We start from the raw sequence: 25,501 nt of genomic DNA, 5'->3' as shown, positions 1-25,501 counted from the left end.
GACAAAAAGCTAGCCGCGTTCAAGGAAGGCCTCTTTCTCTGGATTCAGATATTCGTTGATGGCTTCCGCCAGGGCCGGGTGACCACTCAGGTTTGGGTCAGCGCCAATGATGCGCTGCGCGTCCTCCCTGGCATCGGCAATGATCGATTCGTGCTTGAGGACCCTCAGCAGGTTCAGGGTGGAGCGGCCACCTGACTGCGAGGCACCCAGGATGTCCCCCTCCCGTCGCATTTCGAGGTCCCTGCGGGACAGTTCGAAGCCATCGGTGGTGGCTGCCACGGCGTCCAGGCGTTGCCGGCTGGGATGCCCCTGTTCCAGCGTGGTGACCAGCAGGCAGGTTCCGGGCAGTCCCCCACGGCCCACGCGGCCACGCAGCTGGTGCAGTTGTGAGATGCCGAAACGGTCAGAGTCCAGGAGCACCATCATGGTGGCATTGGGAACGTCCACCCCCACCTCAATGACGGTGGTGGAGACCAGCAGGTTGATCTTGTTGGCTGCGAAGTCGGCCATGGTCTCGGCCTTCAGGGCAGGGTCCTGCTTGCCGTGCAGGGCAGCCACCCGGACTCCGGCCAGGGCGGGTTCCAGCGCGAGGGCCTCCACGACGGCGGTCACGGAGGCAAGTTCCCGGGCCCCAGTGCTGCCGCCCTCTGGCGGTGGCGCGGCTTCTCCGGGGCTAAAGTCGCCGTCGTCGTCCTCCCCAATCCTGGGGCACACCACATAGACCTGGTGACCTGCGGTGATCTCCTCTTTGGCGCGGGTCCAGATCCGGTCCCACCAGGCGGGGTGCTCGGTCAGGCCCACCACATGGGTGGTGATGGGTGCCCGGCCAGCGGGGAGCTCGTCAAGGACGGAGGTCTCCAGGTCACCAAAAACGGTCATGGCCACTGTGCGCGGGATGGGTGTAGCGGTCATGACCAGCAAATGCGGGGGCTGGCTGGCCTTGGCACGGAGGGCATCACGCTGCTCCACACCGAACCGGTGCTGTTCGTCCACCACAATCAGGCCCAGGTCATAGAAGCTGACGTGCTCACTGAGCAGCGCGTGGGTGCCAATGACAATGCCCGCTGTCCCGGACGCGGCATCAAGCAGCGCCTGCTTCTTCGCGGCGGTACTCATGGATCCGGTCAGCAGCGTGAGGTGGACTCCGTCCTCGCTGAGGCCGCCCAGCATCCCGTCACGTGCCAGGGTGCCCAGGGTCCGGCGGATGGAGATGGCGTGTTGCGCGGCGAGGACTTCCGTGGGTGCAAGGAGGGCGGACTGTCCCCCAGCGTCCACCACCTGGAGCATCGCCCGCAGCGCCACAATGGTTTTTCCGGAGCCCACCTCCCCCTGCAGGAGCCGGTTCATGGGGTGGTGGCGGGCAAGTTCCGCAGCCAGGGTCTTGCCCACTGAGAGTTGCCCGGCCGTGAGTGTGAAGGGCAGCCGCTGGTCAAAGGCGGCCAGAATCCCGTTGCCTGTGGGTTTGCGAGCTGTGGCTTCCTGGCCTGCGTGTTCTGCCCTGCGCCTGGCCAGGGCAGTCTGCAGCACCAGCGCTTCCTGGTAGCGAAACCGCTTCTGTGCCCGCGGCCAGTCGGCGGATGTCTCGGGAGTGTGGATCAACCGGTATGCCTCGGGAAGGGACAGGAATTTCTCCCGCGCCGTAATGTCCCGGGGCAGCGGATCGGTTAGGGTCTCAAGGTCCACCGTCTCAAGCAGCGTTGCAACGACTTTCTGGATGGACCAGCTGCTGAGTTTGGCCGTGGCCGGGTACACCGGAACGGGCATGGCGGCGAGTTCTTCTGGGGTTTTTCCCGTCATCTCGGGATCATCGTCAAAGAGCTGGAAGTCCGGATTGGTCAGGCCCAGCGCCCCGCCAAAACGGGTGACCTTGCCGGAAAACATGGCACGGCGCCCGGGCAGCAACTCTGCCTTGGCGCGGAAGCCGTTGAAGAACGTCACCTTCAGGGTGCTCGCAACCATGTGCGGGGAACTGCTCGAGGTGCCCCCGGATTCGTCGGAAATGACGACGTCGGTCACCTGCAGGGCACGCCGGGCCTGGGTTTTGGCGATGCTGCGCGAGTTGGTGGACAGGACCCTGGCTATCAGGGTTACGTCCTCATCCATGGGCAGGTCCGCAATGGGGGTCAACTCACCGCGGTCCAGGTAGCGCCGGGGCACGTGGTTCAGCAGGCCGCCTACGGTGGTTATGCCCAGGTGTTTTTCAATGACGGCCGCAGAACGCTTTCCGATCCGCCGCTCCAGACCAAGGTCAAACTCAGCGTTCATGCCCGCCGAAGTCCATGGTGTCCACCAGGTCCGTGGCGTGGTCCTGGCCCAGCTGGTGCGCGGTCCCGGGTCCGGCGGATACGTCGCCGGCAGTCCCTGACCCGCTGGGGGCATTGGGGTCCGTGGCTTCCGCGAGCGCGCTGATGGAGATCTCCGTGGGCGTACCCAGGGACCGGATGAGCTCCACGGCTGGTCCTGGCGTGGGGACGTGGACGTGGACCCGCCATCGGTAGGTACCGTCGGGTGCTTCGCCGCCGCCTACCTGGCTCATGATCACTGAATCGCCCATCTCATCCAGGTGCTGGCGCAGCGTGGCGGCATCTAGGGGCGAGAGGCTGATGGTGCACATGACCTCGACGCCGTCATCCACGGGCATTGCCGTGTGGATGTGCGGGGACTGGACGTCGTAACCGCTGAGGCCGTCCAGGAGTTCACCCTGGAGCTCCTCCCCGAGGACCACGGAACGCAGGCAGTCGAAAATCAGCAGCATCCCTACGCCGCCGGCGTCCACCACGCTGGCGGCCTGCAGGGCATCCAGCTGGGCTTCGGTATCCACCACGGCCGCAAGCGCTGCGGCTACCGCAGCGTCGAGGGTGACGCCCAGGGCATGGTTGCTGTCATCGCCCGGGTGCAGGGAGTCGATTTCTGCTGCGGCGACGGCTGCGGCTTCCATGATGGAGAGCATGGTTCCTGGTACGGGGTCGCTGAGCGCTGTCCAGGCGCGGATCTGGGCACGGTGTAGTGCAGTGGCCAGCAGGTTGGCGCTCAGACGCTGGTGTCCGCGCATGGGTTCTGCGGCGGCGCAGAGGAACACGGAGAAGAGCGTGCCGGAGTTTCCGCGCGCCTTTTCCATAGCGGCCTGGCCCGCATGTGCCAGGACTTCCCCAACGTCCGTCACGGCGGCGTCCAGGGTATCCAGCGCTTCTGCGGCTGAGCGGACAGTCAGGTAAAGGTTGGTCCCGGTGTCACCGTCGGCAACGGGAAAGATGTTGATCGCGTTCAGCCTGTCGCTGTGATTTCCCAACGCCGTCTCCGCTTTGCTGAGCCACCGCCTCATCGCCTGCGCATTTGCGGCAATTTTAGTGTGCAAAGTGATCCCATCCCACAGAGTTGGCGGGCAGTCCCCCAACAGCGACGCCCGTACTTTCCGGCGCAAGCGCCGCTACCGAGCCTATAACAGTGAACCCTTGTGGCAGCGGAGCGTTCGCTGGGAACGTAGCGAGGATTCCGTGGTCCTCTCCCCCGCCGAGGACCCATGCCATGGGGTCAGCCCCCAATGCATCGGCAGCAGGGGCCAGGTAGGCGGCAAATTCTTGCAGGACTCCCGCTGCAAGGTTCAGCTGCACGCCACTGGCGTTGGCCAGGCGTTCTCCGTCCCTGACCAGCCCGTCGGAGATGTCCATCATGGCCGTTGCCCCGGCTGTGGCGGCCAACGGGCCGGCATCCAACGGGGGCCGTGGCCTGCTCTGATTCCTTGCCAGGGAAAGCTGTTCGGCACTCAGCGCCGCAACGGGAAGATTGGACTCCAGCAGGGCCAGTCCGGCAGCTGAGCGGCCCAGGGTGCCGGCCACGGCCACGGTGTCCCCCACCTTGGCGCCGGAGCGCAGGACCGGGGCCACGCCGTCGAGCGTTCCCAGGACGGCGACGGTAACGGAAATTTCCGTACCGCGGCCCAAATCCCCGCCAGCTACCGAACACTGGGTGGCACCCAGCTCACGCAGGGCCAGGTTGATGCCGTCTGCGAAGTCTTCCACCCAGTCCACCGGTGTGCTGGGCGTCAGGGTGAGGCTGACCACCAGGGAGGTGGCGGTGGCGCCCATGGCGTTGATGTCAGAGAGGTTTTGGGCGGCGGCTTTCCAGCCGACGTCGGTGCCCGAGCTCTGGTACCCGTTGGGCCACAGGAGGCGGAAGTCCTGGTCCTGGACCTGGGTGTCAATGCTGATGACAGTCCGGCCATCCGGTGCAGTGACCACGGCAGCGTCGTCGCCCGGGCCCAGCAGCGTGGCGGAGTGGTGGTGGGCGGGCAGTTCCAGCCGTGGGAAGATCCGGGCCAGGAGCTGGCCCTCCGTGAGGTCAGAGACAGTCATGTCCCGTGTCTGGTGCGCCGTGGTGGAGGGTTGGGTGTCAGTCACGAAAACCACGGTACCGCGGGGGTGGGACAGTTTGGCAGGGGCCCGCGGCCCGGTGTGCACAAGCGGTATGGTTTCGCCGTGCAAACGCAGCGTGAAAGACTCAACGGCGTGCATCTTTCCCCCCGCGCGGTCCAGACCGCCCTCAAGCGTGCCTTCATTGTGGCGCTGTGTGGCTTTGCGCTGTGGTTGCTGCTGGCGGTCCAACTGTTCGTGAATGTGGAGCCGTTGGCGGTGGATAGGACAGATGCGGTGATCATGCTTGGTGGGGATTCCGAGGAGCGGCTTCCTGCCGCGCGCGCTTTGCAGGCCGAATTCGATGTTCCGGTCCTGGTGCTCGCCACCACGGGACTCAAGGGCAACGTGTCAGCAGACTCCGTCTGCGGCTCACTGCAGCGCCCGGATGATGACCTTCTCTGTTTCCGGCCGGCCCCCAGGAATACGCGTGGTGAGGCGCTGGCTATCTCCCGGATGATCGAGCTTAATGGCTGGAGGTCAGTCTCGGTGGTCACCTCCAACTATCACGTCACGCGCGCCGGGCGGCTGATCAGGCAGTGTACGACGGCGGAGGTACAGATGGTGCCAGCGCCAGCGTCCATGGGACCGGGCGACTGGTTGTGGCGTTTTGTGGTGGAGACCGGTGGGTTGCTCGATGCATCGATGCGGCCCGAGTGCGACGGGCCTCGGCGCTGAATCACTATCTTGTGTCTGCGTCTTCGCTGAGTCTTCTCTGCGTCTTGTCCATGGACTGGAATGGTGGGCTGGGCGCTCGCGCCGCTAGAATCGCCAAAGGCCCGCAAACGCAGGGCTTGGGGTGGAACAGGACGTTATGTCGGAACCGAAGGAGCGTGTGATGGACAGCGAAGAGCAGACATTGCCTGCCGCGCCACGCCACCTCAAATCCGCGGGGCTCTTCCACCCGGTGGACAGCAACGCTTTTTCTGCCCACTACGCGGCAAAAATTCACTTTGAGGCTGTTGAGGGCGCTCCGGTATCCCAGCTAAACGGGAAGCGTCAAAACCCAGCCCAGGACGCCGGTTCTGAGCCAGCGCAAAGCGCAAGAAAATCTAAACGTTCCAAGACCAGTGAGCGGGAGCGGCCCGACGCTCAGACGGTAAAACTTCGGGTGGCACTGTCCTTGTTGATCGCTGCATGCGTGTCTATCCCAGTACTCCTTATCGCGGTCATCCTGCTGTCCTAAGGATGCACAAGGCGCGATTTTGGGGGTTCGTAACGTTACTCGCGTAAAGTTCGTTGGGTTGCATCACTTACTCGCCACTTTCGGGGGACACCTATGCCTGTCATCATGCCTATCTTCGGAACACGTCCGGAAGCCATAAAAATGGCTCCCATCGTCATCGCCCTGCAGGAATCCCCAGATTTTGACTGTTTTGTCACTGTAACCGGCCAACACCGCGAGATGTTGGACCAGGTCAATGATCTCTTCGGCATCGTTCCTGACCACGATCTGAACATTCTCCAGCCAGGTCAGTCGCTCTCGGCGATCATGACGCGCACCATTGATGGACTGGACAAGCTCTTTGCAACCACTAAGCCCGATGCCGTTATCGTGCAGGGCGACACCACCACCTCCACGGCCGGTGCTATTGCAGCCTTCTATCACGGCATCCCAGTAGTACACGTTGAGGCCGGACTTCGCAGTGGGGATCTCTTTTCTCCGTTCCCCGAAGAAGCGAACCGCAAGATCACCAGCCAGATCGCCAGCCTGCACCTTGCTCCTACCAGCGTCAGCAAGGGCAACCTGCTGGCAGAAGGCGTCCGGGAGGAAGACGTCGTGGTCAGTGGCAACTCAGTAATCGATGCGCTCCTGACTACCGTTGGCAAAGAAATCCCCTTTTCTGATCCTCAGCTCGAGGAGCTGGCAGCAAGTGGCCGGCGCATCCTTTTGGTCACAACACACCGCCGCGAGAACCAAGGCGATGCAATGCGTGGAGTGGGCCGTGCCCTTGCGCGTATTGCCGATGCGGACCCGGAACTGGTCATCGTCCTCCCCGCCCACAAAAATCCGATCGTCCGCGAAGCAGTGCTCCCGGCCATTGAGGGCAAGCCCAACGTGATCGTGACCGAACCTCTTGCGTACGGTGAATTCACCCGTATGCTCTCACTGGCCCACATTGTGTTGACTGACTCCGGTGGAGTTCAGGAGGAGGCTCCCAGCCTTGGAAAGCCGGTTCTGGTCATGCGCGATAACACCGAGCGTCCCGAGGCTGTCGATGCAGGAACAGTCACCCTCATTGGTACTGATGAGCACCGCATAGTCACCGAAGTTCAACGTCTCCTCAATGATCAAGATCATTTTGACACCATGGCCAACGCCGTCAACCCCTACGGCGATGGCAGGGCTGCAGAACGAACCGTGGCAGCCATCGCTGAGTTGCTGGGAACGGGAAAACGAATTGGTGAATTCGGTTTAGCATCCAATGAGAAAGTTTTCACTTCCTGATAATGGACTCAATCAATGTCTTTACCTACGGAAGCGGCCCGGCGAAGCAATTAGCAGCCAATTATCCAGACCTGAGACTCAAGTCAGTTGGATCCGTTGAGCGGCAGTCTCTCATTAGTGCAATGTCTGGTGTTGCTTCAGTGCAGCAAGATCTGATCAGAAATTCCAGCGGGGCCGCTTCTCGGAATCTATTTGGGGACATTACCGGCTCCCTCAAGAAATCAATTTCCGAAATTCGGAGCAAAACAGATTATCTTCTTTTTGACCTGTTTGACGAGCGGTTCGGGGTCGATCTTCTTACCACTGGTGGATACATCACGAGAACTCCAGAACGCCTCCAACAGATTGATACAAATGTTGAAGTACAGCGCACCCTTAAGTTTGGAACCGCTGCACATTTTGAGATATGGAAAACGGCGGCGAGATGGTTCATAAATGAACTGGAAAAAAGTAGCTTACTCGATTTAACGATCCTTTTAGATGTTTCTTGGGCCTCGGAAGACGAAAATGCGAAAAGTGTCGAACTTGCCTTTGGCGATTCCTCGGATACCGCAAATAGAAACTTCAAGAAATACACAGACTATATTTGTTCACTTGGAATAAAGAGGATAAAACTCTCCGAAACGCTTGCTGCATCAGATCATCCCTGGGGTCGAGCGCCCTACAACTTTCACGAATCAGTGTACAAAGTTCTAGGACAAAAATTCTTCAACGTGTTGCAAGTACAGAAATCAAATTCGCCAAAGTTTGCGTCTTGGGATTTCAGATATGATTCGCCGATTCAATACTGGAACTCAATAGAAGACACGAGCTTTTTACCGAAGACTCGCACTCACAACATAATCAGACCAAAGTCGCCCGATGAGTCGCTTTCACTTGAATTTCTTCTAATAACAAATCCTTCAGACACCCTGGTCGTAGTGAGTCATGGTGCGCAAACGAGACCAAAACACGTTATTCCACGATTTGAATCGTTTGCAACGCTTCGTGAACGCGAGGAAAATATTATGTTTCTCGCGGATACTGCACTGGAGATCGACGATAAACTAAACCTCGCCTGGTTCACGGGCACAGAGTCAGATGATCTTACGCTCCGCTACTCTCGCCTTATTGAAAACACTGTCAATAAACTCCACATTAAGAAGCTCCTTTTCGTCGGAGGATCAGGTGGAGGTTTCGCATCCCTCCGCCTATCATCATTGGTACCCAACAGCAGGGCCCTTGCTTTTAATCCGCAAACTGATATTTTACGGTATTGGCGGAGTGCAGTTGAATCATATAGGCATGCTCTCTATCCAGAGACAAGTTCCCTCCAGGCTCTCGAAACACTGGGCGCACGAGTAAAAATTACTGGGCACCTAGCGAACGATCACACTCGTCAAGCGATCATTGTACAAAATGATGATGATCCACACCATATCCAACGACATCTGACCCCTTACATCAAGCCGCTTGGACTAGCCCCGGTTTCGGGTAATTCCAAAGACGGAAATACTCGTATAGTGGTTGACCACTTCGCAAGCGGACACAACATGCCTTACCGGCTCGTGATGAACCCTTTTATTGACTCTGCACTAGAAAGCTGGGGGCAAAACCTTAGTGAAATAGTCATTCCGCCTGCCGCCACACTTGGTATCTCCGAAGAACCCGCCGTCACTGAAATTGGACCGGAAAAGGCTCCTGTCTCAATGATATGGCTCGATGTCATAATATGCGATGCTGAAACCGACAATAGAATTGTCAGCAGCTACATCGATAGGTTCAGGACATCCGTTGCTGGTCTATCAGCGCAAAAAGATATCAATAAAACCGATGTCATTTTTACAGTGCACTTGTCTAGAGACAAAAAGCAATTTATCGAGGCTATTAATGAGATTATGGCTCAACTTCCGAAATTGGAGCGATGGAAGAGTCAGATCCACTTCTATGATCATCCGGTTGAAGGGTACGGGGAACTGGCGAGCTCACACCCCGATCTAAGGGTTAACCCAAACAAACAACCTGGGCGACGTGAACTCTTGTTTGAGGATGCTAGCCTTGGATTTTCGTTCGAAAAGTATGACTACGTAATACGCATCTCGATGGACGATGACGATTTCTTCCTTCCAAACCACTTAAATCAAGTAAAGGCTATTGCTGACCAGCTCTACCTCCAGAATCCAGAACAAGTGAGCGCTGCCGGTCTCTACAGGTCCTACATTGTTAGTAGCAACCCAGACCGGGCCACAGCAGAATTTGTTGATTTTCGTCGCGTAATTCCAGGCAATAAGTTTTTTATTATCCCTAGTCAAAGTATAGATGAGATTTCTCAATTTAGCCCTTGGTCGATTCCCGAACGGATTGATGAGGAATCGGTCGAAAGATTCTCACGAAGACGTATACGCCTCAACCTCATAAGAGATAATCAGCCAACATTCGCATATATGCGACGCCAGTCAAATCTATCTGGACAGTCAAAAGATCATTCAATTGATAAGAGATACGAAGGTTTCGCAGCAGAGGGCGAAGCTGCTTTACTTAGGACCCTTATTGAGAAGGACCTTTCTAAGTCGATATCAAAAGCGTATACGTCCAAGCCGCTTTCCCGAGTTTTTGTTGTCAATCTTCGAAGGATTGACCTGCAGTCAGTAAGGGTCAGCAGTAACTTTTCTCGAGTTTATGATGATTCACACAAGATTGCCTACGTCTTGCTGAGGGGATCAACTCAACTCGAAACGAAATGGTATAGCCATTCTGATGTGGTCGAGTTCAAGACTCAAAAAAGAGGTCTTACTGTCCGAGCAATGGTGCGTAGAAATGGAGTCGTTGTTTCAAGGGCAAAATCCAAGGACGTGTCCTAGCGGGGCATCGGCGCTTGTTTTGTCCACGCTAATTATGTGATGAATCCTGTTACGCCCTAAAGTGCGTTCCTAGAAATAGTTATCGGCGTACCAACGCTATCCCACTCCTCCCTTGGGCTGCAGAATGCAAGTCAACATGCTGGCACTGAGTTCAGTGGCACAGCCTCTACTAGCTCCGCAAGCTCTCTCCGTGGCGTGGTCTAACGGGACCTGGTCATGAACGCGCCTAGGCCGCGATGAGCTACTTCTTGGGTTCTGGTCCCGAACAACCATTCTCATCTCAGAACCCAGACTGGCACCGGCGTGTGTCGCTTTACGGGCCAGCCCAGATGGAAGTCCATGCAGTCTGGCCGCCGACGCACCATGGCTCATCATATGCACCAATGGTGGGCCTTCATCTCTGAGTGATGCCTTCACCAGATAGGTCCCGAGAACTAGCTCTCAAGGACAACGGCCAGCGATTTGCTACGAAACTCAGGAAATAGCCCAGGCCTGCAAAGGGAACGATCAGCGCGTACTCAAGACGAAGCGTAAAATCCGCTCCAGGCGCACGTCGCCATTGCGGCGGACCCTAAACCGTGGAGGATATAGTACGAAGCCCCCCTTAGACGAAACGAAATCGCCACCGAAAGATCACCGTAGTGGCTGACGCTGTACTCCCGAGACGAAAAGCTGGTTAACTTCAAGACCGTCCATAGGTGAACCACTGCAGTCAGTGGAAAAACACCCCAAACCATATTCACTTTTAGTAGGGGTCCTGCATACTTTCTGGTAAGCCGTAATTGATAGCGAATACACTTGGTAAAAGGCTGATATCCCCCACCTATACAAAGACTTTCGATGCCAGGATCGAAGAGCATCGGCAAACGTCAACTCTTCGGATGACTTCATGCATCAAGTGGAGTGCCAGATAGCATCAACTAACTCCGAGGAAACGCTCGAACCTAGGATCAGATATAAACGTTCACAAATGCCTCATCGAAGCGATCCTCAACATTCATGAATCACAACAACCGTTCCTAGAAGCTCTCGAGCATTACAAACGAAAACACTTTAGACATTTTCGTACACTCGGTCCCTCATCCAAAGATATGCAGATTCAATATAGTGATAGGGCGCGACGCCCCACTTATGAGATTCAGTTGAAATTGCAAGCTCAACTGGGAGTCTCACGACACGTATACCCAATTCTTCAATAAAAGAATAGTAACGAACATACAGCAATCCTGCCTCGACTGCCGATATGTTCCTGAATAGGGGGACTTCTTCACCTGAATCAGTAAACTCTGCCCACGGAGTGTCAAATACGAGAGTCTTTTCAAGAAGCCCCCGGGACTCTAGAACTCTCGCAAATTTGAGCATCCCACGTCTCCACAAGTGAAAATGTTTATCCGTACCAAACTTTACCAAAGGTGGTTTTAAATCTCCCAAACGCCCGCTCTTTTTCAACTCAACTGAATGAGTTATATAGGTTTTGTCTGGAAGTGCAAAGACACCAAGTCTCTCACTCAAAAGATCGACAAGGACCAGATCGACCTCAGATGACCGACTCCTAACTTTTGAGAATAATACCGAGTCGACATCCCCATTTAGAGATCGACTTTGAAATGGGGAAGCAAGCTCTCCTGCTCCTAACATTTTAGTAGCAGGAGAATTGGCGCTTATCAGAGACTGCCTGGCCACATACTCAAGGAGAGTGTGGCCAACCAAGTGCTCATAAGTGTCACGCGTAACGCAGCCACCGTAGATGAAGATGTTTCCCATACAGCTATTCTACCGTTCCGAAGCACACCTCTCGGTCCGTGACTCCAAGGCCTGGCCCTCAGTGGGCACCCAACCTTGACGAAGCCCCAGCGTACGAAGTACCTCGCTAGTTTCACAAGCTGACAGAACATTGGGGATAGAAATAGAACAGAAGCCTAAAATAATTCCAAGCCATATCAAATTATGCTGATGCGCAAAGTTGAAGATACACCCGAATTAGAGAGAATTAGCTTCGGCGCATACCTAGTTTCTTCGAATTAGGCACCGTACAATCCACCTAACTCACGATTGACCGGATGAGACTCGGAATTATGATGTCCGAACCATAATTCAACTTTACGAAATTCTTGGCAGATTCAGAATTCTGGGCCCAGCTTCTATTCGCGGCAATAATTGACTCTGCTACTTCTGTGGCTGACGCGTGGAGCCAACTCGACGGATATATTTGATCAGCACCCCGCCAAGCAAGACTTGCAGGTACGGCACCAGACGCTGCACCATCGGCAATCGTCAGATGGAAAGACTCGAAATCGCTTGTAGAAATCACATGGCCGATCTTCGAATACCACTCCTCCATATCAGATCCCTGGGCATCAAATGTAACAGAGCCTATCAACAGCGAATCACTCGCTATCCGCTCATACTCATTCTGATAATAGGCCATCTCGTCGGGCCGCTTTGTCATCCAAGCAAATTCTTCCGGTCTTTTTCCCTTCACAAATAGCTTGTACCGATCGTCAACTCGACGAAGCTCCTTCAAAACCTCGAGGGCTAGGTCCAGCCTTTTACGAGCTGGAACCATCCCAACAAATCCGATATTGAATCTTGAATCTACCTTCTTAGCAAGGTCAAGGTCCTTGGTTTTCACTGAGTTGCCGACTACGCGGCATATGGATAACGGTACATTGTGATCACGTACGGCAATATCGAGAATATGCTGACCTACAAATATTATCTCGTCAACAGAAGCAAAATTGATACGCTCGAGAAACGGGAGAGTTATCTCCTGCAAATGAAGTCTTATCACTAGACGCTGATTTGGGGATTTATTGTGAGAGAACCAAACAGCATTACCTAGAGCCCACTCGCAGAAGATCACATCAGCTTGGCCTAGGAGAACCCTACTTTTGACTTCATCATGTTTGTTATGATCTAGCCATTCGTCGATCAGAACAGTATTTCCCACCGATTCCAAGCCCACAATGAGATCCTGTGCGAATTTTAAATCATGTCCTGCAATTAGAATCGCTTTGGAAGGTCGACATTTATGCAGAATACTTGAAGCCTTCTCGCGTCGACGAAGATGTCGCCGGAGAACTAGATCCTTCCCACCCGTAATGAGTCGTACCGATTTCAGAAACGGCAATGTCGAATCATGTGTGGCAAGCTGAGCGAGGCCTAATCCTCTTACTGCAAGATTTTCCTCCGAATAGCCAAGGCTCATCCAATCACCAAAAGATGCCGCACTAAGCAGATCCTCGAAGACAGTCCTATCATCAAGTCCAGGCGCCCAAGTTCCGACGAATTCAACGTTTATAAATCGAGCTTTAGCCAAAGCATCTTCCATACTCGTTGCAAATACGAGAGGAATAGTCGACTCCACTTTTTCTACATCGGGATCACAGGAATATATCGAAACGGGCCTCACCGTTTGTCTGCACAGATCCTCAACATCTGTTGCCGAAAGCTTGTCCAAGTACACTGCATAGCGATGCCGTTCTGGTGCGGCAACACTAAATCCAGCTGTCCTCAACGCATAAGTAATTCGATGCGCTGCAGTGTGCGATCTGTGAACAAGCCGGTACGCCATCCAGGCGTCACGCATTCGTACGGTCTCGTTGGACATCCATTCATCGACGAGGAGTTTTGCATCTTTACCGTTTTCGACCACGGGCACAAGGCCCCCAAAAATTTCCTCGACACCCCTTCCGGCTCCACTTATCGTTCCTGCTCCAGATGCTGCCAGTTCCATAACCCTGCGTGAAAACATTGTCGGAGAATTGTAAACAGAATTTACATTAATGTGAACCGGGTGCGCTTTGTAAGCCTGCACCATTTCCATATAGTCCAGTCCACCCCGCACATAGGACGATAGAGATTCGGGAAAGCGATACGGGCTTTCCGAATTTAGGTGTTGTCGGTCGTATATAACAAGTCCATGACTCTTAGCAGAATCTAGAATTGTCACCAATTCGGATGATCGTTTTGCATACTTTTTTCCATAAAATGAACCTGCAAAACTGACCGAATGTTCATATTGCCTCTCGGAAGGGAGGATGTTGTGCAAGAAAGGCTGCGCATAAAAAGGAAGTGAGGCGACTGTCTTTAGTAGGCCACCAGCGTTTTTCCAGTACGGCCTGATGCAGTCAGAATCTGTAGTAAAAACATGATCGAAGTATTTTGCCGTAACTCTAAACCGGTTAAAGTGAACAGGATCCTCTTTATTCCAGAAAAGTGTAGGAATGGATAGTTTATTGCAGTAGCGCAGTAAAGACCGAAGCACTTCGAATTCGCTATCCCCATAAAAACCAACTTTACCTCTCCAAGCACCATTGGCCCCTTCCCACGCAGACTCTACAAATAGCGCACTAATCGGAGATTCTTCAATCTGTTGCCTCCAGGTGTCAGGATCTAGAACCACGAAGTCAGCTTCTGGTCTCAGACCGGCCATAGTGAAGTCATCAGAAATGATGCCTATCCGAAGGTTCTTTGGGCTCAGCAGGGTTCGGTAGTCTATGAATGCACGATCAGTTTGTAATCGTTCGTGACAAATTGAAGCTATCCGACCGGTTTTCTTCCATGTGCGTTCTTGAATAGTCCATAGTCTTGCTCGCCGGCCCATAGAAAGGCGAAGCTCTTGAGAGTCAACTAAAGTTCGGATGGCCTTAGCCAATGACGCGGGATTGCTTGGTTCACATAGCAAAGCCCGTTCTTGCCCAATTCCAGCCAGATCACGGAGTGGCGCCAGATCCGTAAGAACAACTGCCTTCCCACTCGCCATAGCCTCAAGCGGTTTAAGAGGAGAAACCATTTCTGTCACGGGAAGGGATGTCCGTGGACAGGGCATTATGTCGAATATGCTGATGTAATTGGGAACAGCTGAAGCACTAACGCGTCCAGTGAACGTGACAAAGTCACTAATTCCAAGTTCAGCAACCGACGCCTTTAGTCCAGCGAGATGCTTTCCATCTCCAACAATCACCAGATGGATATTTTCGGAATCTTTGACCATGAGACTCACGGCTACTAGAAGATCGTCCAAACCCTCATAGGCTACAAGGCTTCCTGAGTAGCCTATAACAACAGCCTCTTCGTCAATCTTCAAGGCCGTCTTTAAGCCTGGCAATGACGGCATGGACGTAAAAATATCTGTATCGACGGAATTGGGCAGTAGTTCTATGCTGCTTTCTGGAACTCCACGTCGAACAAGTTCATTTTTTACTTGGCTTGTAATTGCTAGTACCGAGTCTGCTTCCTGAGCGACAAACGATTCCAATTCCGCAGATAACCTGAACCTGTCAGATGAGAACCAATCTGGCCTTGAAGAGAGGTCCGTAATTTCCCATAGACCCCGAACCTCGTAGACAAATGGAATCCCCAATCTACGTGCTGCAATAAGAGCAGGCAAAGCTGTTATGAAGTTCGACGCGGCATGAATGATAGAGGCACGGTTTCTCTGGGCTTCCCTAACATAAACGTCCACCGACTCAGCCAAATAATAATCGAGCCTGTCACCCGTCCAACTCGGTCCTGGATTGAAAACATGAGTAACGCCGCCTATTGACTCTTCAAAACGCCTGTCTTTGAGCGCGGGCTTATCAGTCCTTGCGTCCCAAGGATATCCTGGACGCGCAGCGACAAAGACATCCTCTCCATTCGCAGTTAGTCCGGTAACTAGTCCGGCGGTTCTCGTTGAATATCCATTGCTGTTATAACTTGCAGTACTATGGGCGCAATACATAATGCGTCCGCGTTCCGGTAAAAATCCGTAGTTGGATTGCCGCGGAGGAAGAAACGGTTTACGCCGAAGCAGGAGACTTTGGCCAATTATGTTTTGAATAACAAGAGATTCTTTTTTCGAACTATTCTCAAGAAGTTCGGAATTGAGACTAATTTTGTCGGCCGGGGAAAGTACGCGTCCGAGGGTAAAATACTCATATGATATGAGCCGGAACAGGCTTCCCCTGGAGGGATTCTTGCTGAATTCAGCCTCTAGATCATCGATCGAAATAGACGATGTAGAATCTGGCTTTGTTTCCCTTTTGACCGGCGTAATATTTTCGACTTGTGCCGTGTTGCCTTTTTTGAGCGTGGACGACTCACCGCTATTGGAAACAACTAAGGATTGGGCAATATGGGGCAATGTCCGGATTTTGGATATCGGAGCGGTGACCAACCGGCCAATCTTCATGGTCTTAGATCCACGCAGAGATCTGAGCTTTTCCTTCAGTGTCCGATTTTCCGCCGCAAGAGCTATTTCAGCCGATTTATAGGTATCACGTCCCCGTCTCATTCGTGCAAGTTCACTGGTGAGCCGGGCTGAGGCTTCGGTTAGGGACTTCTCTTCGATAAGGAGCCGCTCATAATCAGCTATCAATGCGTCGATATCCTGTGCATACTGTCGACGTTTAGCCAATTGGACTGCGGAGGTTTGAACTATTTCATCCGGATGCTTCATAAGAAATCCCTAACCAAGCTCATGGTATGACTACAGCGGTATCTTTTGGATCTACTGCCAGACACCGCGAGTGTCGATAATATGTTTACCCTCGAGCAGAGTTCGATCAAACTCTTTGAAATCATCGTGATCCACAAGGAGGAGCACGGCGTCAGCCGAGGATATTGATGACTCCAGCTCAGCGAGAGACACATTTTGCAGGTCGACCAGCTGCTTCGGGAGTTCCTTAACATGGGGTTCGACGACGCTTAGATCTGCGGTGCTGAGCTTCCGACTCAGCTTCTCCACGATCGCAACGGCAGGCGACTCCCGGAGATCATCAATATTGGCTTTGAAGGCCAGGCCAAGGACCGCTATGACTGGGCTATCAATGCCCTCTACCGCGCGCATCGTTCGGTCAACAACCCAGTCAGGCTTCTGATCATTTGTTATTCGGGCCTGCTTAATCAACTGCGATTCTTCTGGAGCTGCAGCAACAATAAACCACGGATCGACAGCGATACAGTGCCCACCGACGCCAGGTCCCGGCTGGAGGATATTGACGCGTGGGTGGTGATTCGCCAAACGAATGAGCTCCCACACGTTGATACCGAGTTTGTCGCTGATGACCGAAAGCTCATTGGCAAATGCGATGTTGACGTCGCGGTACGAATTCTCGACAAGCTTCGCCATCTCGGCAGTTGCAGCGTCCGTGATGAGGATTTCGCCTTGGCAGAACACGGCATACAAGTGCTTTGCAAGTTGGGCAGCTTCCTCCGTCAACCCGCCAACGATGCGGTCGTTTGTCACTAGCTCGATCATGACTCGACCCGGCAGAACACGTTCGGGGCAGTGGGCAACATGAATTGCAGGTTTTCCATCAGCACCGTCAAGGCTCAGGTCAGGACGTAGCGCTATCAAGAAATCACCCATCAACTGGGTCGTTCCAGGAGGAGAGGTCGACTCAAGAATCACTAGCTCTCCACCGGACAGCTTTGGCGCTATGTTCGTTGCGGCTGCCTTGATGTATTTAACATCGACTGTGTAGTCAGGGTTAAAGGGCGTTGGCACCGCCACGATGTACGCCTGTGCTTCGGGAGTGTCCTTCGAGGCAGAGAGCTTGTTCTGACTCACGGCCCCTGCAACGTACGAAGACAAGTCAGGCTCAACAAACGGAACCTCGCCGCGGTTAACCGCTTCGATCGTACGATCGTTGACATCAACTCCCGTCACAGTTATACCGTTGGCCGCCAGAATGGCAGCAGTGGGCAGACCGATGTACCCCAACCCAATAACAGCTACATTTTCGATCGTATTCATATAAAACCCCTATTTAGACCGAGACGTGGTCCCGGTAGTCTCCAATTAATTTGAAATCTCCAGTGGCCAGCAGCTCATCGTCGCTGATCTTCCACGTGTGCCCTTGAGAGTTGCGCTGCTGACAGTAGTTAAACCGATCAGCCGCGTAAATCACTCCGCCTTGCTCGGACACATCCTTGAGGAAGCGTGTGTCTTCGCCAGAGCCAATAGGTGCGAACCCACTACTTGTGAACACACTGCTATAGCCCATCAACGTCGGCCCCATGACGGTTCGAGTGTACCGGTGTTCCCACGAAGGAAATCGAAGGATTGTCGTATTACGGGACTCAAGATGCATGTAGTGGGCTTGCTTACCCACAATGTCAGCCCGCGAGTACTCTAAAGAATAAAGCTGATCACTTAGATAGTCGGGAGCGTAGAAATCGTCATCATCCATCTTTGCCAAAACTTCGCCCTCGGCAGCCTCAATGCAAAGGTTCAAGCATTCCCCAAGAGAAATATGCTTTTCTGCTTTGATAACTGACACTTTTGCTAAACCAAACATTGCTTTTAATTCATCGATTTTTTTAGTTTTGACAGAGAATCCGTGAGTCAGTAGAACTAGTTCAACATTGACATTACGTTGGCTCGCAATCGTCCTAAAGACATGCTCTAGCTGCCAAGGTCGTATGGTTGGAACGAGAGCCGAGATGGACGCACGCCGAGTTGCTTCTCGATGAAATTTGGGTACAGCGGCTTTAATAATCTGTTCACTACGCAGTGCATACGTGTGTTCTTGCCAGATTTTACGTTGTCCACGGTGGAGTTGACGGTCGCCAATATCCTGATTCCGGTGAAGAGCACGCAGCAAGGAATCCGCCTCGCCAGAACTCGAGACTTCAAATATCTCATCCGGTTTGAAATACGTTTCAATGGCGCGGCTGGCGGTCGTGACTACGACAGAGCCGGCCGCAATAATCTCGAAAACTCTCCTGGAACACATGGTCGGCGAATCGACAACGGAGTTCACGTTCAGAAACGTCTTGTACGCCTTGTAAGCCGTAAGCATCTGAGGGTATGTCAGGGACCCAACGACTCTCTCCTCCAGTGCTGGAGGGAAAGAATATCGCGGATCGTCGGAACGCTGCCGAGAAAAAATCTCCAGACCGGTGTCCATCGCTCTTGAAGCCTTAGTGGCTGCGCCCAAGAGCAGGTCCATTTGGTCTTGGCGTTCTGGATATTTTTCAGTAAAGTACATGCCTCCAAACGCAACGTCGCGTTCGTGCCACCCTGCGGCAGGCCGAATCGGGTTGTGAACTAATGGCTGTGCTGCAAAAGCTAGGACGTCTACATTGTTATGACCAAGATCCCGCTGATAGTCAGGTAGCTTATTGGCATCACTTGTATATACGTAGTCAAAAAGACGCGCAGCTGGAAGAAAATCTTCATAGTGAGGTGGATCTTCCTTATTCCAAAAAATAGTTGGAATTTCATGTCGCCTGCACCATTTGGTCAGCTCGGAAAGGATCATGGGATTCGAAGTTCTGGCAATCTTCCCGGCCCAACGACCCTCGCTTCCTCTCCATGCTGATTCGACAAAAACGAAATCTACAGCCTGAGAATCCAATTCTTGCCGCCAATTAGCAGGCGAAAGTGGAATGCAGTTCCATTCAAAGGAGAAACCAATCAGTGAAAATTCATCGAGAATTACACCTACACTTGGCTTGCCTCCACCGATAAGTTCAATGGCATCTAAATTCATAGGCCTAAAAGTAAGTTGCTTATTCTTACCGCGTCCAACCCAAGCGCCTTCAGCCCCCCTGAGTGTTTCTATCTTCCGAAATCCAGCCTGGTGACTTTCTCGTTCTAGCCACACCTTGACCTGTTTGGCACCGCCTGCTCTAAAATGCCAGAGCAGCTTCCTAGTAGATGAAAGTCGAAATTTCATTGCTTTGACCTCCTCAGCTGACTTCGGTCAGTCACGTCAGCAATCTTAAGGTTTCGAACCATTCGACGTCTGAACGCCATCGCACCGGCACGGTCCTTCGCAGCAAGCTTCTTGGCGAACATCCGATAGGACTTTATTACAATTGCAGGTTCACCATCTGCAATGAGTTCACCTTTGTCCAACCAGATCACCCGATTACACAGATCAGCAATGGTAGGCATGCTGTGACTGACTAAAAAAACAGTTCCCGCCTGGTCAAGTAGTTCCAACATCTTTGTCCTAGTGCGGTCCTTGAACTGAGCATCGCCAGTATTCAGCGCCTCATCGATAATGAGAATCTCTGGATCGATAGCCGCCGCAATCGCGAAGCGAAGTCTAGACCCCATACCCGCCGAGTACGATTTCATCGGCATGTGGACTGCATCCTCAAGTCCTGAAAGTTCTACGATCTCGGAATATCGCTTGTTGATTTCTTGGTGTGTCATCCCCATTGCCAAACAGCCTAGGACTATATTCTGATCTCCGGAAAGACCAGGTATCAATGCGGCATTGACACCCAGCATGACAGGCGTAGAGGTCGCATATACAGCGCCGCTGGTCGGTGGTATCTGTCCACCCACCAATTTCAGTAAAGTACTTTTGCCAGAACCGTTGCGTCCGATGATCCCTATTGATTCGCCGTGTTCCACAACTAGCGATGTCGGCTTAAGGGCAAGGATCTCAACGTTACGCGATCGCATTTTGCTTCCGCCGGAGTGTCCTTCTGGCTTAGGTTCAGATTCGGTTTCACGAGGTCTACTTGTTGTCTGGTAAGTCATCGAAACTTTGTCTATAACGACTGCCGGAGTTCCCGGAATGTAGTCCAGATCAGATTTGGCGTCCATATGTTTCCTCACCCTTCCAGAAATAGAAAAGACCAACAGTTATCGCCAACAGTGACCAAAGAGTTAGAATTAGCCAAGCTCGAAGATCACCAACATTCTGGTAGATGATATTTTGTCGAGCTAGGTCTAGCACAATGTACAGAGGATTAAACTCCATGATTGCTCTAGCTGTTGGGAATTTATCGAACCTATCGATCGAGAAAAACATACACGATCCGTACATCCACAATCGCATTGCGTAACCAATGAGCCGACTTGCATCGTTAAAGTTAGATACCACTCGAGCTAGTATCAGTCCGACTCCAAGGTTGAATATAAATTGCAGAATGACAATAGGAATAATCAAAAACCAGCGAAAAGTTATTGACTCAAAAGGAGGTAAGATTACGACAAGTATGAGCATGGTTATTAGTACCGGTATATTGGAAAGTACTTCACGAATATTTGCCGCTAAAACAAGGCTCGCTCGAGGGAAGTGGAATGCCTGTATGACATTTTTGTTTGATCTTATAACTGAAGAAGACTTGCTTACGGCTCTACTTGTCATCTGGAATAGGAAAACGCCAATGATCAAGAACGCGATGAAATTCTCGATTCCACGCCCCGACTGCAATAGCACTCCCATGATGAGGTAGAACATCAGTCCATTAAGTAGGGGACCCAAAACGAGCCAGGCCCTCCCTAACTTATCCTGCTCATTTCCGGTCTGAATTCTCGCTTGCGCATCATAGACAACGAAATGACGGTAATTCCAAAGTGACACCAAGTATTCTAGAAAAGGGGGTCTCGCGCCCACTCTTCGTAATCCACGAAGATTTACAGATGTCGAAACGAATTCAGCCTTATTTCCCCCAACAGGAGGGCCACTGACGGTAGTCACTTAATTTTCTCCGAGATCATTGCGTAAGCGTCACCAATAACGTTCGCATTCTTTTTCCAAGTTCGCGTGGCCAAAACTCTCGTTCTGGCTTCCACTCCGATTTCATTTCTTAAACCAGAGCTCCTGATTAGGATTTCTAATTTACTTGCCAAGTCATGAATATCGCTGGCTTCGAACAATAAACCACTTTTTTGATCCTCGAGAATTTCCTCCAGCGCAGGCAGCCTACTCGCAAGCACCGGTTTCGAAGATGCCATGGCTTCCACAGGTTTGAGTGGTGTCACCGATCTGGTGACAGCCATGTTTTTTCTGGGAACCACAAAAACATCCAGTGCCTGGTGGTATCTTATAGCCCGGCTTCGCTGCACTCTGCCCGTAAAAACGATTCGTGTATTCCAAGGGCTCCGCAGAGCCTGAGCACGAAGTCCAGGTAGAGACACTCCGTCCCCAACAATGAGGAGATGAAGCGCGGGATGGTCCGCGGCGAGCAAATCAAACGCCCTGATCAGATCGTCGATACCTTCATAGTCCACAAGGCTGCTGACAGTTCCGACGAAGAACGCCTCAGTGTCGAGACCAAGTTCTAGACGCGCCTGCGCCATTCCCATTGGAACGCGCTCATAGTCTCCTCCAACCGCGTTAGGCGCAATGATTACGCGTCGAGCCGAAACTCCTTCCGCCACGATTTTGGACCTCATCTCCTGGCCGAGAGTTACCACCACGTCTGCACTCAGCATCACCATGGCTTCCGCTCGTTTAAAAAGTTGGTACTTTTCACTCGCCAAGGCGGAAGAACTACGTGTGGACGCCCACGTGTCAGCGAGCTGCCCGCGAACTTCATAGACCCAGGGGATGCCAAGAGCCTCCGCGACAGCCTTGACCACAATGCCATTGACGAAGTGGGTGGTTGTGTGGAGAACACTGGGGCGGAACGCCATCGCAATCCTGAGTAGCTCTTCTGCTTGCTGCTGGAGACGCTCGGCCAGACTGGATCCAAGCACTGATGGGATGAGACGCTGATATGTGATGCCATCCACCACATCCTGAGGTTTTGCGAAGAATTTCCCCACCTGGACCGGGTAGCCCAGCCGGGTCACGGCATGAACCTCCCACCCCTGGTCGCGTTGTGCAAGCAACATGGAGTGAGTTCGCTGTGCATAGCCGCTGCCAGTGTGCGGCAACGAATTGGTGATGAGGTGAAGCACTTTGTTGGGTAGCGGAGAAAATGATTGCCTGGGCAGCGACGGAACCGCACCCTTGAGCACAGCCAGCTCTCCGCCTAATCTAGTCCTTAGGTTGCGCTGGCGTCTGCTCTGTCCGGAGATGGCGGCTACCGCTGCCGTTAGGTCGCCCGCATGCCAGAGCCGCCGCGCCTTCGCCGCAGATGCGGCATCGCTACTATCACAGAGCTCCAAAGCGCGGTCCGCCAGGTCGAGCCTGTTGATACAAACGGCGAAATCCGCAAGCCGGGCAGCCTGAACAGGAGACATGCCACGCTCCAGAGCAAGTTCGATACGCCTTTCTACCTCTTCGTGCTCACCAAGGTGCATGAAGCTCACCAGCGATGGGGCGAGTACTGTTTCGCCACCGCTCACTGCACGGATTGATTTTGCAAAAGGCCCGACAATTGAATCAGGAAGACGTCGTGAAATTTGTAAGGCAAGGAGTATCGGGTCATCCGTCAGGTGCTGGACTGCGGTTCTGAGCCCTAACCGAAAATTGCGCAAGACGTAGTTCACCGAGTTCTCTTCCGGACCAGGAGATCGGAGATGATGTCCATGTATTTATCGGCCAACAGGTTGTAATCTGCATGGGTTTTGACCCATTGCCTACTTTGATCTGTTCGTATAAGACGTCCCCGGTTGCGGGCAAGTTCGCGCCACAGAGTAGCCAGCGCTTCAGGGCTACTTGGAGTTATGTCGCCAGCATCAGCATCGACAATTATTCGCGCTGCCTCTCCACGCACCACTGCGGTCACGTGGCGGCCCAAGGCAAGAACTTCGTAAGTTTTGGAAGGGACCGTGGTCTCAAATGACTTCCAGTCATCACGGAGCGACACCAGGCATGTATCTGCAGAGGCATACCTTTCAATCATCGCGTGGCCACTTAAGGGAGCGTGGAATGTCACGGGAGCGCCAAGGCTTAGAGCAAGTTCTTCCAGCTGTTGACGCTGCGTCCCATGTCCTACTAGGTGAAGATGCATTTCTTCGCCCACTAGCGCACTGGCCCTTATGGCCACATCTAGGCGCTGGCTTTCACCGTGGTTGCCGAGGTACAGGGCCTCGAAGACTGACTTTTCCAGCGGGGGCGGGCTCAGTACAGGGATGCGGTCAAGGTAGACGCCGTTGCTCACGGTGGCAACGTTACGCACACCCCGTGAACGCAATGTTGCCGCAAAGCCGTCCGTTACGGTGACGACGAGGTCTGCCCGGCGCTGAACGAACTCCACAACGTGCTCAATGAGGCTCTTTACGCTGCCCTGTACCAGCCGGGCGTCCCGCGCAAGATCGGGCCATGCGTCGCGCATCTCTACGATCAGGGGAACCCTACGCAGCTTGGACAGCACGAAGCCTGCCGCCAGGGATGGAAGGCTGGGTGCGGTGACTATGACAACGTCCGGCTTCTTGACCATCAGGCCAGCGGGGATGGAAAACAACGCAGAAAAGGATTGATCCAGGAGCCGTGCAAACCTGGACGTCCCATGCCGAAGGTAGGGAACGGGCATGATCCGTTCGGAATACTGTCCCTTCCGGGTCATGAACGGCCACCCCGCTTCAGTACGGGGCAAATGCCGCTTGCCGAAAGGGTAGTGTGCAATCGGCGTAACCACGTCCACCTGCCAGCCAGCGGCGCTGAACGCTTTGATCATGGCGCTCCACCGTCTTTGCGGCGGACTGTGTTCTGGCCAGTAGGAATGTGTGATGAGCGTTATCCGGAGCTTGTCCTCAGACATCAGCTCCTCGCGGTCGTCACTCGATACTTGGTCAACCACGCGTCAGGACTTGCCAGTCCGAGGGAGGGTATTTTTTTGAGGTCCCAGAAACCGGAAGTAGAGGAACCCTAGGCCGAGAAGAAGCACAACGACGCCGGCCTGCAACGGCAGAGCACTGACCGTTGCAGAAGCAGCAACCGATTCCGGTTTTTTCGGTTCGGGGGACCTAGTGGGTGAACTGCTTGGAACAGCAGCGGCACCTGTCTCAGAGACTACCGGTCTGGGTGTTGGAGCTGGTCTTGTCTCTGGCGGTGCAGATTCCTTGGGCTCCTCTGAAGGAACGTCCACGGGAGTTGGTTCTTCCTCTGGCACATAAGGAACTTCCGGCGCCACAGGCGCCTCGAAATACTGGGGCGCCGGAACGAACATCTCAGCGGGGGCAGGCTGCGGGATGACTTCTGCGGGCTCCTCAGCCGGGGGGGCTTCGGGAGGTGCCTCCGCTGCCGGAGGCAAAGCTGGCTCAGGTTGCGGTTCAATTGTCGGAGCTACGGTAGGCGTAATTGTCGGCACCTCAGATGGCGTAACCGGCTCGCTTGGTCTAGGGCTTTCGGGGGGAGTTGTCGTTGTTGTATCAACTGCAAGCGCTGCAGTCACTGGTCCTGCGGTGAGACTCAACGCCAAGAGGCCGCCGAGCGCAAACCTCGCTGACGCTTGTTTCCAGCCACAAGCAATCATGGTCGGTTCCTCCCCCACGCTAAGTACGATTGATAGTTCCCCTGAGACTTGCGCCAAGCCAAAGTCTGGCCGATGATACGCACAGTTTCTCATTATACTCCACACCAATACACAAGGAGATTGGCCCGGTTGGCCCCCTACGGTGGCATGCCCCCACCACCGTTAGGCTGGACTCATGTTCTTCTCTTCATCCACCATGTTGAAACACCCTCCCCGAGTGGCGGCCTTTACTGCCGCCGGACTTGTAGTCCTCGCACTTGCAGGGTGTGCTCCTACCGTGGATGTGAAGCCCGCCGAGGATGCAGCCAACCCTGCCTGCGCTCCCATGATGGTGGCGCTGCCGGATGCTATTGGGGACGCAAAGCTCCGCCAGACCAACGCGCAGGCAACGGCGGCCTGGGGCGATCCTTCGCTGGTAATTCTCCGGTGCGGCGTCAACGTCCCTGGTCCCACCACCGATCGGTGCGTCACGGTCAACGACGTCGACTGGGTCATCAAGGAAGGCGACCCGGTGTGGACGCTGACCACCTTCGGCCGGAATCCCGCCACGGAAATACTGATTGATCCGGACAAAATCAGCTCGGCCACTGTACTGGCAGACCTTTCGAGCGCAGCCGGCAAAATTTCAGCTGCCCGGAACTGCGTGGGCCAGGAAGACCTTCAGAACCTTCCCACAAGCCCCCAGTAGAGCGGCAAGACTGCGC

Annotated in this window: 16 protein-coding genes; 5 read left to right on the top strand and 11 right to left on the bottom strand. The window is 53.7% G+C overall.

The genetic code is table 11. The annotated features are described in order from the left end of the window. Positions 1-9: 9 nt before the first annotated feature. From QMG79_RS14585 to thiL, 3 genes are read right to left on the bottom strand one after another with little or no spacing between them, the layout of a single operon-like run. The gene (locus QMG79_RS14585; RefSeq protein ID WP_283539342.1) at positions 10-2,265 is read right to left on the bottom strand and encodes an ATP-dependent DNA helicase RecG; all 2,256 of its coding nucleotides are present in this window, start codon (positions 2,263-2,265) and stop codon (positions 10-12) included. Beyond that, a complete protein-coding gene (locus tag QMG79_RS14580) occupies positions 2,255-3,322 on the bottom strand; it encodes a DAK2 domain-containing protein (RefSeq protein WP_283539436.1) in 1,068 nt (355 codons plus the stop codon). The genes QMG79_RS14585 and QMG79_RS14580 overlap by 11 nt, the downstream gene beginning before the upstream one ends. A gap of 22 nt (positions 3,323-3,344) precedes the next feature. Then, the gene (gene thiL, locus QMG79_RS14575) at positions 3,345-4,352 is read right to left on the bottom strand and encodes a thiamine-phosphate kinase (RefSeq protein WP_283539435.1); all 1,008 of its coding nucleotides are present in this window, start codon (positions 4,350-4,352) and stop codon (positions 3,345-3,347) included. A gap of 123 nt (positions 4,353-4,475) precedes the next feature. On the opposite strand from thiL, the gene QMG79_RS14570 reads away from it, so the two are divergent. From QMG79_RS14570 to QMG79_RS14555, 4 genes are all read left to right on the top strand, one after another. Continuing rightward, positions 4,476-5,087 (top strand): YdcF family protein, encoded by a 612-nt coding sequence (locus QMG79_RS14570; RefSeq protein ID WP_283539341.1) that lies wholly within the window; start codon positions 4,476-4,478, stop codon positions 5,085-5,087. Between the two features lie 160 nt (positions 5,088-5,247). Next, positions 5,248-5,595 carry a hypothetical protein gene (locus tag QMG79_RS14565; RefSeq protein ID WP_283539340.1) on the top strand — a complete coding sequence of 116 codons (348 nt, stop codon included), beginning with the start codon at positions 5,248-5,250 and terminating at the stop codon, positions 5,593-5,595. Between the two features lie 93 nt (positions 5,596-5,688). Further along, complete coding sequence (gene wecB / locus QMG79_RS14560) at positions 5,689-6,858, top strand: non-hydrolyzing UDP-N-acetylglucosamine 2-epimerase (RefSeq protein WP_283539339.1); 1,170 nt, start codon at positions 5,689-5,691, stop codon at positions 6,856-6,858. A 2-nt stretch (positions 6,859-6,860) separates the two neighbouring features. Continuing rightward, positions 6,861-9,698: a DUF6270 domain-containing protein gene (locus QMG79_RS14555; RefSeq protein WP_283539338.1), complete on the top strand. Its 2,838-nt coding sequence runs from the start codon at positions 6,861-6,863 to the stop codon at positions 9,696-9,698. 1,053 nt (positions 9,699-10,751) lie between these two features. Here the strand turns inward: QMG79_RS14555 and QMG79_RS14550 are convergent. The 8 genes from QMG79_RS14550 to QMG79_RS14515 all read right to left on the bottom strand — a co-directional run bounded on the left by QMG79_RS14550 (position 10,752) and on the right by QMG79_RS14515 (position 24,083). Continuing rightward, positions 10,752-11,462, bottom strand: a complete 711-nt coding sequence (locus tag QMG79_RS14550; protein WP_283539337.1) for a DUF6270 domain-containing protein — start codon at positions 11,460-11,462, stop codon at positions 10,752-10,754. A gap of 277 nt (positions 11,463-11,739) precedes the next feature. Then, complete coding sequence (locus QMG79_RS14545) at positions 11,740-16,140, bottom strand: glycosyltransferase (protein ID WP_283539336.1); 4,401 nt, start codon at positions 16,138-16,140, stop codon at positions 11,740-11,742. Positions 16,141-16,191: 51 nt separating this feature from the next. Next, a complete protein-coding gene (gene wecC, locus QMG79_RS14540; protein ID WP_283539335.1) occupies positions 16,192-17,439 on the bottom strand; it encodes a UDP-N-acetyl-D-mannosamine dehydrogenase in 1,248 nt (415 codons plus the stop codon). Between the two features lie 13 nt (positions 17,440-17,452). Further along, complete coding sequence (locus QMG79_RS14535; RefSeq protein ID WP_283539334.1) at positions 17,453-19,366, bottom strand: glycosyltransferase family protein; 1,914 nt, start codon at positions 19,364-19,366, stop codon at positions 17,453-17,455. Continuing rightward, on the bottom strand, positions 19,363-20,250 hold the full coding sequence (locus QMG79_RS14530; protein ID WP_283539333.1) for an ABC transporter ATP-binding protein: 888 nt from the start codon (positions 20,248-20,250) through the stop codon (positions 19,363-19,365). The genes QMG79_RS14535 and QMG79_RS14530 overlap by 4 nt, the downstream gene beginning before the upstream one ends. Next, positions 20,234-21,013, bottom strand: coding sequence for an ABC transporter permease (locus QMG79_RS14525; RefSeq protein WP_283539434.1), 780 nt, complete (start codon positions 21,011-21,013; stop codon positions 20,234-20,236). The genes QMG79_RS14530 and QMG79_RS14525 overlap by 17 nt, the downstream gene beginning before the upstream one ends. A gap of 113 nt (positions 21,014-21,126) precedes the next feature. After that, positions 21,127-22,869 (bottom strand): glycosyltransferase family 4 protein, encoded by a 1,743-nt coding sequence (locus QMG79_RS14520; protein ID WP_283539332.1) that lies wholly within the window; start codon positions 22,867-22,869, stop codon positions 21,127-21,129. After that, positions 22,866-24,083: a glycosyltransferase family 4 protein gene (locus QMG79_RS14515; RefSeq protein WP_283539331.1), complete on the bottom strand. Its 1,218-nt coding sequence runs from the start codon at positions 24,081-24,083 to the stop codon at positions 22,866-22,868. The genes QMG79_RS14520 and QMG79_RS14515 overlap by 4 nt, the downstream gene beginning before the upstream one ends. Before the next feature lie 910 nt (positions 24,084-24,993). Between QMG79_RS14515 and QMG79_RS14510 the strand changes: the two genes are divergently transcribed. Beyond that, positions 24,994-25,485: a DUF3515 domain-containing protein gene (locus QMG79_RS14510; RefSeq protein WP_283539433.1), complete on the top strand. Its 492-nt coding sequence runs from the start codon at positions 24,994-24,996 to the stop codon at positions 25,483-25,485. Positions 25,486-25,501 lie beyond the last annotated feature (16 nt).

The sequence above is a fragment of the Pseudarthrobacter sp. PS3-L1 genome (genome assembly GCF_030063285.1).
Lineage (GTDB): Bacteria > Actinomycetota > Actinomycetes > Actinomycetales > Micrococcaceae > Arthrobacter.
Note: the sequence above shows the minus strand (reverse complement) of the source record. Positions and strands in the feature narration are given on the sequence as shown.

Excerpts from the sequence above, each read along its gene's own strand:
- QMG79_RS14585 (WP_283539342.1), bottom strand. The coding sequence starts at position 2,265 with ATGAACGCTGAGTTTGACCTTGGTCTGGAGCGGCGGATCGGAAAGCGT.
- QMG79_RS14580 (WP_283539436.1), bottom strand. The coding sequence starts at position 3,322 with ATGAGGCGGTGGCTCAGCAAAGCGGAGACGGCGTTGGGAAATCACAGC.
- thiL (WP_283539435.1), bottom strand. The coding sequence starts at position 4,352 with ATGACTGTCTCTGACCTCACGGAGGGCCAGCTCCTGGCCCGGATCTTC.
- QMG79_RS14565 (WP_283539340.1), top strand. The coding sequence starts at position 5,248 with ATGGACAGCGAAGAGCAGACATTGCCTGCCGCGCCACGCCACCTCAAA.
- wecB (WP_283539339.1), top strand. The coding sequence starts at position 5,689 with ATGCCTGTCATCATGCCTATCTTCGGAACACGTCCGGAAGCCATAAAA.
- QMG79_RS14555 (WP_283539338.1), top strand. The coding sequence starts at position 6,861 with ATGGACTCAATCAATGTCTTTACCTACGGAAGCGGCCCGGCGAAGCAA.
- QMG79_RS14550 (WP_283539337.1), bottom strand. The coding sequence starts at position 11,462 with ATGGGAAACATCTTCATCTACGGTGGCTGCGTTACGCGTGACACTTAT.
- QMG79_RS14545 (WP_283539336.1), bottom strand. The coding sequence starts at position 16,140 with ATGAAGCATCCGGATGAAATAGTTCAAACCTCCGCAGTCCAATTGGCT.
- wecC (WP_283539335.1), bottom strand. The coding sequence starts at position 17,439 with ATGAATACGATCGAAAATGTAGCTGTTATTGGGTTGGGGTACATCGGT.
- QMG79_RS14535 (WP_283539334.1), bottom strand. The coding sequence starts at position 19,366 with ATGAAATTTCGACTTTCATCTACTAGGAAGCTGCTCTGGCATTTTAGA.
- QMG79_RS14530 (WP_283539333.1), bottom strand. The coding sequence starts at position 20,250 with ATGGACGCCAAATCTGATCTGGACTACATTCCGGGAACTCCGGCAGTC.
- QMG79_RS14515 (WP_283539331.1), bottom strand. The coding sequence starts at position 24,083 with ATGTCTGAGGACAAGCTCCGGATAACGCTCATCACACATTCCTACTGG.
- QMG79_RS14510 (WP_283539433.1), top strand. The coding sequence starts at position 24,994 with ATGTTGAAACACCCTCCCCGAGTGGCGGCCTTTACTGCCGCCGGACTT.